The sequence below is a fragment of the Rhodococcus sp. no. 34 genome (assembly GCF_054589475.1).
Window position 1 is genome coordinate 192,706 of record NZ_BAAILK010000049.1, and the last position, 3,770, is coordinate 196,475.

Below are 3,770 nucleotides of genomic sequence, written 5' to 3' on the forward strand. Positions count from 1 at the left end.
GATCGACCACGTTCTTCTGAGGAATGCTCACGATGATCAGCTCTGCACCCTCGGCGGCCTCGGTGCTGCGGACTGCCTTCGCACCCGTCTCCGCTTCCAGTTCTGCAAGCGTGTCCGGTGTCCGCGAGTTCGAGACACGCACGTCGTGACCGAGCGCAGCCAGCCTGCGTGTGAGCGTGCCACCAATCTGACCGGCTCCGATGATTCCGATACGCATTGACCCTGCTCCTTCGTCGTGTGCAGTGGCGATCGCGCCACCGCTGCATTCGTCAACGACGAGAACCCATCGGGTCATTCCGCACCGACCATTTCAACTCCCGTTGATTCAATCGATTGACGGATCGAGTGCGAGTTTGATTCGAACGCTGACCGGATCGGTCTGCAACCCGCGGAACGCCGACGCCGTCAGTGCCGATCTCAACTTCCCCGACGTGAATGTCTTCACCCGCGCCGACACGTCGTCGTCCGGCATGATCTGGGCCTGTCCGTCGATCCACTGACCGCGGCGACGGATCCGAACCTCCGGGGTCGCACTGATGTTGGCACCCCAGCCGGTATCGATGCCGTGTTGCGCGATGACCCACGCCTCGTCGCCGTCATATGTGATCGCGACGGGAACTCGGCGGGCCAGACCGGTTCGGCGTCCGACCGTCTCGATCTCGGTCATCAACGACGGCATCAAGCCGATCCGATTCAATCCGGTAACCAGCGGATTGGCGAAGTACTTCCCGATTGCGACTTCGATTCTTCTCTTTCGTGCAACTGACGTCGGAACCGGCATGTCGTTTCCTCTCCTCCGGAGCTGGCACTCCATGCAGCAGCTCTATACCGCACGATATAACCACTGCTCGGGGAGTTTTGCCACCAAGAATCTCGATTACCGCATGCCACCTGCAGACAACACTTGACTGTGTCTGTCGGTTACATCTAGTCTCAGATTCGTTCCTATACCGATCGACATACTGGGAGGCAGAGATGAGCACACCTCGAGACGCCTCGTCTCCATGACTGGCCCGCAGACGCGCTGTCCGATCGCTGCAGCGCGCCGCAAGTGGGGAGTACCAAGAGAATCAGCAACACCAGATGAGTCGAGCAGCACCGCGATTGCATACGATGGCGGGATGGCCGACTCCGATTCCCGCACTCTGATGCTGGTCGGCGCCATCAATGCCTTCCGCGAACACGGGATCGCCACGACCTCGCTCACCGAGATCGTCGAACGCTCGGGAGCTCCCCGCGGGTCGGTGTATCACTACTTCCCCGAAGGCAAAGGGCAGTTGGCCGGTGAAGCAGTCGCGTACTTCGGCCGCGGAGTCAGTGCAGCCATCAGTTCGATGATCACTCAGTCCTCCCCACCGGAGATCATCGACGCGGTTGTCACCATCTTCCGAAACAGCTTGGTAGAGAGCGATTTCACTTCCTCCTGTCCCGTCGCAGCCGCGGCGGTGGAAGGCGCATCGACGCCGGCGGCATTGACTGCTGCGGGCGAATCCTTCACCTCGTGGGAATCGCTTCTCACCTCGTTCTTCTGGCAACAGGGACAGCCGTCCGAGACTGCAGCACAATGGGCAACCGTCGTCATCGCGTCGATCGAAGGCGCGACGCTGATGGCAAAAGCTCAGCACACCACGGCGCCTCTCGATCGCATCGGCGCTCACCTCAAGGCTCTGGTCTCAGCCCCCTAGCTGACCGACCCCTCTACTTCCAACCGCTGCTGCCGTTCGCGCAGGAGCAGAGATGGCGTACAAACATGTCTCACACACTTGCACCGGCGCTCTCGACGCCCATGATGACGAAATCCCGCCGATTCACTGCACTGATCTTCATCTGCCTCGCCGAACTCCTTGTCGTGCTTGACAACACGGTGGTCAATGTTGCGCTGCCGACGATGAGCGTCGACCTGTTCGCCAGCGTCAGCGACCTGCAATGGATCGTCGACGCATACACTCTGACCTTCGCCGGATTCCTGCTCACTTTCGGTCACCTGGGTGACCGCTTCGGACGCCGCCGAGTGATGATCATCGGCTTGATCGGCGTCGGTGCGATGTCACTCGTCGGCGCCTTGGCTTCGAACCTCGAACAGGTGATCATGGCGCGAGCCGCCATGGGTGTGTTTGCCGCAGCGGTCTTTCCGGCCACCCTCGCCATGATCACGAACATCTTCACCGACGCCAGAGAACGAGCCATCGCCATCGCGGCCTGGACCGCAATGGCCGGCTTCGCGATTGCCATCGGCCCGACTGCGGGCGGCTGGCTTCTCGAGCACTTCTCCTGGCACTCGGTGTTCTGGATGAACGTTCCGGCAGCGTTGTTGGTCATCGTCGGTGTGCTGCTGGTTGTTCCGGAATCGAAGGCGCTCCACGTCGGCCGATTCGATTTCGTCGGAACAATCTTGTCGCTCCTCGGCATCGTCATTCTGGTGTGGACCATCATCGACGCACCACATCGCGGATGGGTGTCGACATTCAGCATCACGGGATACCTCTCTGCGACAGTGTTGTTGGCCGCATTCGTAGCATGGGAACTGCGCACCGACGCGCCGATCTTGAACATGAATCTCTTCCGAATCCGGCGGTTTTCTTTCCCCGCCTTGGCTATTGCGGTCAGCTACTTCAGCATGTTCGGATTCCTGTTCCTGATCACGCAGTATTTCCAGGGCGTTCGGGAGTACTCGCCGCTCGAATTCGGCATCCACTCTTTGCCTTTCGCTGCAGCTGTCGCCGTGGGCGCCCCAGTCGCCACCTTGGCGGCACAGAAACTCGGCACGACCGCAGTGATGGTGTTCGGCCTCCTCGTCCTCAGCGGCGGGATGTTCCTGGCGGGTCAGACGACCGTCGAGACGCCCTACCTCGGACCCGTCGTGATCTCGATGGTTCTCATGGGTCTGGGCCTCGCAATTGTCCAGGGACCGGCGACCGACTCCATCATGTCCTCGGTGCCCCTCGACGAAGCGGGCGCAGGTTCGGCAGTCAACGACACGACGCGTGAGCTCGGCGGGACCCTGGGCGTCGCCGTCATCGGTTCGATCGTCGCCTCGTACTACACCTCCAAGGTGGCCCCGATAGTCGACGCCATCCCCGACGCCGTGATGTCCGCCCAAGAGAAGGGCTTCGCTCGCGAGTCCGTGCTCAGTGTCATCGAGATACGCTCGCGCGACATCAGTCCGCTCTTCGAACAACAGAAGGACAGTCTGATCTACACGATGAAGACCGCATGCCTGGAAGGCTTCGCCATCGCGTCGTACTTCACGGTCGGAGCAGCATTGATCACCGCTCTGCTGGTCGCGTTGTTGCTCCCTTGGAAGCCGGTCACAGAAGGCTCCATTCTCGGCAGTCTGACAACCAAGACCCCGAAGTAGCTACAAGGTTTCCCGATTTGTCCCAATGTCAGCCCGCCGTTCCCCGATACTGGATTGACCGAGTGGTACCGACGACAGCCCTGCTAGGGAGAATCTCGTGTCCATCACCAGTAGAAACAGCTCTCGACTGTCAGTGGCGGCGATTCCGGTCCTTCTGACGGTCGCCCTGCTCGCCGCGTGCTCGTCCGATTCCGACACGACCTCGGCGCCCGGGCCGGCCGTCAGCGACGCCAGCCCGGGTCTCGACGCCGGGGTGCCGATCCCGGAGGGGCAGATCGACGACGCCGTCGGGAAGCTCGACGGTCTCGCCAACGATCTCATGGCGAGTTCCGGTGTTCCCGGTATGGCGGTGGCCGTGGTGCACGGCGGTAAGACTGTGTATGCAAAGGGATTCGGGGTTCGCGAATTGGGT

Annotated in this window: 5 protein-coding genes; 3 read left to right on the plus strand and 2 right to left on the minus strand. The window is 61.2% G+C overall.

Annotated features, from left to right (window positions below; all coding sequences use genetic code 11):
- Both ACYP01_RS29675 and ACYP01_RS29680 read right to left on the minus strand, forming a co-directional pair.
- On the minus strand, nt 1-217 hold a 217-nt coding region (locus ACYP01_RS29675; RefSeq protein WP_459683615.1), incomplete at its 3' end, for an NAD(P)-binding domain-containing protein.
- A 108-nt stretch (nt 218-325) separates the two neighbouring features.
- Nucleotides 326-781: a nitroreductase family deazaflavin-dependent oxidoreductase gene (locus ACYP01_RS29680; RefSeq protein ID WP_459683617.1), complete on the minus strand. Its 456-nt coding sequence runs from the start codon at nt 779-781 to the stop codon at nt 326-328.
- Nucleotides 782-1,121: 340 nt separating this feature from the next.
- Here ACYP01_RS29680 and ACYP01_RS29685 point away from each other — a divergent pair, with 340 nt between their 5' ends.
- From ACYP01_RS29685 to ACYP01_RS29695, 3 genes are all read left to right on the plus strand, one after another.
- Nucleotides 1,122-1,685 (plus strand): TetR/AcrR family transcriptional regulator, encoded by a 564-nt coding sequence (locus ACYP01_RS29685; RefSeq protein WP_459683619.1) that lies wholly within the window; start codon nt 1,122-1,124, stop codon nt 1,683-1,685.
- 101 nt (nt 1,686-1,786) lie between these two features.
- The gene (locus tag ACYP01_RS29690; RefSeq protein ID WP_003945261.1) at nt 1,787-3,358 is read left to right on the plus strand and encodes an MFS transporter; all 1,572 of its coding nucleotides are present in this window, start codon (nt 1,787-1,789) and stop codon (nt 3,356-3,358) included.
- Between the two features lie 97 nt (nt 3,359-3,455).
- Nucleotides 3,456-3,770, plus strand: a 315-nt coding sequence (locus tag ACYP01_RS29695; protein WP_459683620.1) for a serine hydrolase, incomplete at its 3' end; no start/stop codon positions are given.